The organism is Acinetobacter sp., assembly GCF_036659555.1.
Lineage (GTDB): Bacteria > Pseudomonadota > Gammaproteobacteria > Pseudomonadales > Moraxellaceae > Acinetobacter.
This window is the reverse complement of record NZ_JAVXCI010000123.1, coordinates 1-6,680: the sequence shown is the minus strand read 5'-3', so window position 1 is coordinate 6,680 and position 6,680 is coordinate 1. Positions and strand designations below refer to the sequence as shown.

The 6,680-nt window shown below is 51.2% G+C and carries 7 protein-coding genes and 1 pseudogene; 1 reads left to right on the top strand and 7 read right to left on the bottom strand.

The annotated features are described in order from the left end of the window. Both pheT and pheS read right to left on the bottom strand, forming a co-directional pair. Positions 1 to 2,111: phenylalanine--tRNA ligase subunit beta (gene pheT, locus RSA72_RS13330; RefSeq protein ID WP_332624598.1), on the bottom strand; the 2,111-nt coding region annotated here is incomplete at its 3' end. Positions 2,112 to 2,263: 152 nt separating this feature from the next. Then, the gene (pheS, locus tag RSA72_RS13325; RefSeq protein ID WP_332633327.1) at positions 2,264 to 3,244 is read right to left on the bottom strand and encodes a phenylalanine--tRNA ligase subunit alpha; all 981 of its coding nucleotides are present in this window, start codon (positions 3,242 to 3,244) and stop codon (positions 2,264 to 2,266) included. A gap of 157 nt (positions 3,245 to 3,401) precedes the next feature. On the opposite strand from pheS, the gene RSA72_RS13320 reads away from it, so the two are divergent. Then, positions 3,402 to 4,421, top strand: a complete 1,020-nt coding sequence (locus RSA72_RS13320) for a hypothetical protein (RefSeq protein WP_332624551.1) — start codon at positions 3,402 to 3,404, stop codon at positions 4,419 to 4,421. A gap of 108 nt (positions 4,422 to 4,529) precedes the next feature. On the opposite strand, the gene RSA72_RS13315 is transcribed toward RSA72_RS13320, so the two are convergent. From RSA72_RS13315 to rplT, 5 genes and pseudogenes are all read right to left on the bottom strand, one after another. Further along, complete coding sequence (locus RSA72_RS13315; RefSeq protein ID WP_068907738.1) at positions 4,530 to 4,742, bottom strand: hypothetical protein; 213 nt, start codon at positions 4,740 to 4,742, stop codon at positions 4,530 to 4,532. Positions 4,743 to 4,862: 120 nt separating this feature from the next. Further along, a complete protein-coding gene (locus RSA72_RS13310; RefSeq protein WP_332624549.1) occupies positions 4,863 to 5,399 on the bottom strand; it encodes an adenylate kinase in 537 nt (178 codons plus the stop codon). A gap of 102 nt (positions 5,400 to 5,501) precedes the next feature. After that, positions 5,502 to 5,882, bottom strand: coding sequence for a hypothetical protein (locus tag RSA72_RS13305; protein WP_332624548.1), 381 nt, complete (start codon positions 5,880 to 5,882; stop codon positions 5,502 to 5,504). Between the two features lie 9 nt (positions 5,883 to 5,891). Continuing rightward, positions 5,892 to 6,464, bottom strand: coding sequence for an NADAR family protein (locus RSA72_RS13300; protein WP_332624547.1), 573 nt, complete (start codon positions 6,462 to 6,464; stop codon positions 5,892 to 5,894). A gap of 94 nt (positions 6,465 to 6,558) precedes the next feature. Continuing rightward, positions 6,559 to 6,680: pseudogene (gene rplT, locus RSA72_RS13295) on the bottom strand (50S ribosomal protein L20); the annotation flags it as partial.

Sequence of the window (6,680 nt, the reverse complement as noted above, 5' to 3'; positions counted from 1 at the left end):
CTAACCGATGGAAAACGTGATAATTCTGTAAAATTAGATACATAAGTTTGCAAAATAGCCTGCTGATCCAGTTCGGCCACCCAAGTGGCGCTTAAATCCAGCTCAGCTTGCAAAGACGGGTGCAGGCGGCCTAAATAGCCGATTGACTGGCCATTGAGCAAAATCTCAGCCGATTGGCCAGGATGCAGCCAGGCGCGCTCTGAGCGCACATATTCCACCTGCAGGCGCGCCGCCGCTAAAATTTCTTCCACATCGCCTTTGAAGTCAAAGAAATCCATCTCAGCAGGCTTGCCATGCCAGGATTCTGCAGTGCGCGGGCCAGCTGCGATCAGGGCAAATGCCGGCACCTGCTTCAAGTCATGAATGCTGGATGCGCCCTGATAGTCAAAACGCAGGCCCAGCTCAAAGAAGCGCACGCGGCTTTGCTGGCGGTTCAGGTTGTATTGAACGCATGGAATTAAGCTGGACAGCAGAGTTGAACGCATCACCGCCAGATCGCTGGAAATCGGATTGGCCAAAGCCAGCGGCTGGACTTGCGGATTCAGCTGCTTTTCAAGCTTGGCATCGGCAAAGCTGAAGCTGATGGCTTCCTGGTAGCCCAAAGTCACTGCAGTCTGGCGCAGCTGCGCCAGTTCAAACTGGTCTGCATATTTAGCCAACTTCACATCCATTACAGGCAGGCTAATTTGAATGTTGTCATAGCCATGGATGCGCGCCACTTCTTCAATCAAGTCCTGATAGATCGCCATGTCGTAGCGGTGTGAAGGAGGCACAACCGTCCATTCGCCTTCAGCCTTCACGGTAACAGCGCAGCCCAGGCGGCTGAGCGCATCGCTGATGAATGCAGATTCAACCGCATAGCCCAGCAGCTGATCGACCTGCGCCTGATTCAGCACAATCGCTTCACGCTTCGGCAAAAGCGCAGCCTGCTCTACCGCAGTAATCGGGCCAAACTCGCCGCCGGCCAATTCAGCAATCAGCTGTGATGCGCGGTGCATGGCCGCCATCGGCAGTTCAAAGTCCACGCCGCGCTCATAGCGCTGCGAAGCGTCGGTATGCAGGCCAAAACGGCGCGCGCGGCCGGCAATATGCAGCGGCGCAAAGAAAGCGGATTCCAGAAAAATCTCCGCGGTTTCATCGGTAACAGAAGATGACAGGCCGCCCATGATGCCGGCGATGGCCAATGCTTTTGCGTCATCCGCAATCACCATCACATCTTCCTGCAGCTCAACTTCCTGCTCATTCAGCAGCACCAGCTTTTCACCGGCAGCAGCCTGGCGCACATGCACCGCGCCTTCAACCTTGCCGCCATCAAAGGCATGCAAAGGCTGGCCAAGCTCAATCAGCACATAGTTGGTGATATCCACCAGAATGCTGTGCTGGCGGATGCCTGAGCGCGCCAAGGCGCGTTCCATCCATGCCGGCGTCGGCGCTTTGGTGTTGACGTTTTTAATGATGCGGCCCAAATAGCGCGGACAACCGTCGGTATCCACAATCACATTTTTCTGATCTGCGATCGCCGCCGCCACTTCCTTAATTTCAAGCGCAGCCACCGGCAGCTGGTTGATCACGCCAATTTCCCGCGCCACGCCGCGGATGCTGAAGCAGTCGCCGCGGTTCGGGGTGATGCTGATGTCAATCACATGATCATCCAGCTCGAGATATTCACGGATGTCCGCGCCTACAGGCGCATCTGCCGGAAGCTCCAGCAGGCCGTCAATTTTATCTTCAAGGTCAATTTCAGACGCGCCGCAAAGCATGCCCTGCGATTCAACGCCGCGCAGCTTGCCTTTCTTGATTTTGAAATCACCCGGCAAAACTGCGCCAATGGTTGCCACCGGCGCCTTCATGCCCGCGCGCACATTCGGCGCGCCGCAGACAATCTGCAAAGGCTCGCCGCTGCCAATATTGACTGTAGTTACACGCAGGCGGTCCGCATCCGGATGCTGCTCCACAGTCAGCACTTCGCCGACTACAACGCCGCTGAACGGCTTGGCTGCAGGCGCCATGTCATCCACTTCCAGGCCAAGCATAGTCAGCTGGTCAGATAAAGTGCCGCTGTCAATTGCCGGGTTAACCCATGCGCGCAGCCAATTTTCGCTAATTTTCATAAATTCAATTTCCTTAATCTCCCCTACCCCCTCTTTACAAAAGAGGGGAAAGCCACACGCTCTATTTTTGGCCGCGGAAGTCCCCCTTTCTTAAAGGGGGATTTAGGGGGATTTCAATAAACCTTTAAATTGTTAAATATCTTTTTCAACCGTTAAGCAAACTGGCGCAGGAAGCGCACATCATTCTGGTAGAACATGCGCAAGTCATTGATGCCGTAGCGCAGCATGGCAAAACGCTCTACACCCAAGCCGAAAGCAAAGCCTTTGTATTTTTCAGGATCAATGCCGGCTGCCTGAAGCACATTCGGATGCACCATGCCGCAGCCCAAAACTTCCAGCCATTTGCCGCGCTCATCCATAATGTCCACTTCCGCGCTTGGCTCAGTGAATGGGAAATAAGATGGGCGGAAACGCACTTTCAGATCTTTTTCGAAGAATTCATTCAATAAGCTCACCAGCAGGCCTTTCAGTTCAGCGAAGCTGGTATTTTCAGCCACATACAGGCCTTCAATCTGATGGAACATCGGCGAATGCGTCTGGTCAGAATCGCAGCGGTATACCCGGCCCGGGCAGACAATGCGGATTGGCGGCTGGCTGTTTTCCATGGTGCGGATCTGCACGCCGGAAGTATGGGTGCGGAGCAAGTGATTGGCATCGAAATAGAAGGTATCGTGCATGGCGCGCGCAGGGTGATGGCCCGGAATATTCAGCGCTTCAAAGTTGTGATAGTCATCTTCAACTTCAGGGCCAGTCGCCACGCTAAAGCCGGCTTTGGTAAAGAACTGGCAAATGCGCTCCTGCACCTGAGTCACAGGATGAATGCTGCCGATGCTTTGGCCGCGCCCGGGCAGGGTAATGTCAATCGTTTCGCTGGCCAGCTGCTGTTCCAGCGCAGCCTGCTGCAGTTCAGCTTGACGCGCAGTCAGCGCAGCATTGACGGCTTCACGAACCGCATGAATGGCAGCCCCTTGAACTTTGCGCGCTTCCGGGTCCATTTTACCCAGTGCTTTAGACTGTTCCGCGAGCTGGCTTTTCTTGCCCGTAAATTGCACTCGAACTTGATCAAGTGCAGCAAGGTCTTGAGCTGCTGCAATCGCAGCGAGCGCTTCAGCGGTCAGGGCTTCCAGTGACATAGTAACTCTCAAAGCAACAATTTAGAAATATATAAAAAACCCGTCATTCTAACAGTTTTTAGCCATGATGATGAAGCGCATTCGCAAGTAAAATTCGCATAGCATCCGGAATTAAAAAAAGTATAAGATAAGCGCAATATCAATGAGATCAATCATTATGGCGCTCGATCAAATTTGGAAACGGCAGCTGGCTTTAGTTGCCTACGGAAATGAATACTTGGGGCAGGATCTGAGTTTCCAGCGCTGGGTGCAGCACGCCATCTTTGATCAGCACAGCTTTCTGTTCCGCGACCTGATTTCACAGCACCTGCTGGCGCAGCATTTTCAAATTTGGCTGGAAGGCCTGAAAAAGCGCGGGGTTTCGCGCATTAGCCTGCACAGCTCCAGCCTGCTGAATGAGGAAAAAAATCCGAACGGCAATGTTGAGCTGCTGGCGCTGGCGCATTTTATTGTCAGCCATGAAGCGCATAAGAAGCAGGCGTGGATTTTCGGCAAGGAGCTGGCGGAATGGTACAGCGCCGACAACGATTATGAAGCCCCGCCGGCGCAGCAGCCTGCGCTGCGTCAGGAAACCTTCTGGCGCTTTGAGCTGAATTCTAAATTATCCAAGCTGATTGATGCCGACCTGCAGCAGCCGAACTGGGATGATATTCAAGTTTATACCGATAATGAGCTGTTCAGCAGCAAATTCGCTGCCGGCTTTGCAGAACCGGCGCAGGCTGAGCTGCCTTATTACGGCACAGCCTTGCAGAATATTGAATCTGCAGATGCGCCGCCGCTGTCTTTGCTGCCGACCGATTATCAGGCGGATTACGCGCACCGCACGCTGCACCGGCTGGAAGCGCTCTCCGATTTCATTCAAGCCAAAATCCAGCATCCTTATGATGAGGATGGCGCAGTGCTCAGCCCGGAAGAGCAGCTGAATATTCGCCATTTTTCCCAAAAGCTGGATGATTTAAGCGCAAAATTTATTGTCAAAGCAGCCAATCACTACAAAACCGCCCGCCTGACCGCAAAAGAAGCAGCCTCGCCGCTGGAAAGCCATGCAGTCCCTGCTGCCGACTCCTCTCCGGCAAAGCCCGGCCCTGCAGAGCATAAATCCGGAAAAACCGGAGTCTTCGCCTTAATTTTAATTACGGTGATTATCTGCATTTTCGCCTATTATTTTGGGCTTTAATTTCAGGCCTCAATAAAGGCCAGCCTATGCATAGCCAATAAAAAGCGCCTTTCCGGGTTCATGCCAGTCAGTTAAGCATTACCCTTCCGGGCGCTTTTTAAAGGCAATTTAAGCCGTAATCAAATAATTAAAGGGCCTGATTTCTATCTGCACTTTATGCTCATCGGCATGCTGATTAATATAATGCTGCACCGCCACCACTTCCCCTTCCAATTGAGCGTCAGGCCCGTACATAATTTTGACCGACTCACCAATTCGCGGAATCATTTCCAGCTTCACGCTGATCCGCGCCTGATTTACACCCGTAATTTCCGCAAGCATCTTATCGTGTCCTTATAATTGATCTTTTTATTTATTAAGCAGATAGACTTCACAGAATTAAAGCCGATTTATGTAACCAAGAAAACTTGCCGCCGGCGGATTCAATGCATTCTATCCAGTTCAAGCATTAAGCCGCTGCAGGAATGCATCGATCTGTTTTTGACTTTTTAAATGAATCCAGCGGATATGCTGATATTCAGGCGCATTCATCATCCGCAAATACTTTTGCCGGTTTCTCCGGTGTGTTGTGATCATCCACCAGACAATAGAATCGCGCCCAAACATGCGCTGCAGGCTTTCCTGATTATTGGAGTTTTCCCATAAATTCTGCTTCGACCAGGCCCGCTGCACAGCGCGCTTGATGGAGCGGTATAAATTGACTGGAAAAGGCAAGTCCAGCCAAATAACCGTATCAATTTCCGCCCATTTCACCGGAATGGCGCGGGTATAATTGCCATCTATCACATAGCCGGCTGCAGCCTTTGCCGCCTCAGACTCAATTTTGGCAAAAAACACCTCATCCGGGCATTCCTGCCAGTCATCCAGCCAAAATAGATTATCCAGCTCAATATAATGCAGGCCGAGCTTCGCCGCCAAGCTTCTAGAGAATGTTGATTTCCCTGTGGCAGAAGTTCCCACAACATTGATTCTTTTCATTTCAGCCATCCGCAATACTGCCCTCAGAACGGGTTATCTTTATATATGCATTATGGGCAATTTCAGTCATGCACAATAGCAGCCATTCGCCCTGATGAAGGATCAGCCATCTGCATAGTCCAGCTCATCCTCTGCGATATTGATGAAATCAGGCGCTGGGGTGTGCTCAAACTGCACCGCCAGAATCTCTGCGCGCTTGAGCAAACTGGCCTTGGCAGCGCGGTGCATCCCGTCCATCACCCGGCCTTTTGCACAGAGGATAACCGAATAGCTTAAATCAGCATCCTGAACCAGCTTAAAATGCTCAATGATTTGCTGTGTTGTCGGATGCTTGTCTGGAAACCAATAGGCTTCGTTTAATTCCTGAATATCTGCAAGCAGAACTTTCTTTACCCTAAAAGCCTGTGTTAGCTGAATCAGGCGGTGCACATCCCAGATATGAATGTCATCCCCTGCTTTCCTGAAATGATATTGCCGGCGCATCGCTGATCCTTAGGCAGTTCCGCGCTGCTGCGCCAGAAGCTGCGCTCTAACCTGCATGAGCGCAAAACCGAGCAGATTCAAGCCATGCCACTGCGCTGGATCTTGAATCTGCTCATGATCCTGCGCCATGCCGATTCCCCAGATCTTATCTACCGGCGATGCCTCAACCAGAATGCGCTCATGCGTCGCCAGCAGAAAATCGCTTAATTCCGGATGCTGGGAGAATTTAGCAAGGTTCGCCTGCACCACAATTTCAAAGCGCTTTTCCCGCCACAGCTGCTCATCATAATTCCGCACTTTCCGGCCAAGCTGCTTCGCTTCGTTCGGATGCTTCACCTGCAGGATTTGCGCGAAAACTTCTTCATCATTAAACAGCTTGGCTTTCTGCGCCATCATGTAATGTTCAGCCGTGAGGTATTCAATGCCGTCCGCTTCAAATTGCGCCGGAAACCACTGGCTGAAGCAGCTTTTATCTGCAGTATTGGCCTGCTTAGGGCTATGCCCCCAGAAATATAAATACTCAAACTGGCCGCCTTGCTGTGACTGCCGGATTAAGTGATTTAAAAATTTTTCATCATTCATGTTTTAGCTCTGATTATTTTCTATTTTTAAAATTAATAGCCTAACAATAAAAAAGACCGCTAAAAAGCGGTCTTTTTTCAATCATCGCAGATGATTAAGCAGCTAATGCGCCTTTAGCTTTTTCAGCTAAAGCAGCAAATGCAACTGCGTCATGCATAGCAATGTCAGCAAGTACGCGACGGTCGATGATCACTTGAGCTTTTTTCAAGCCATCGA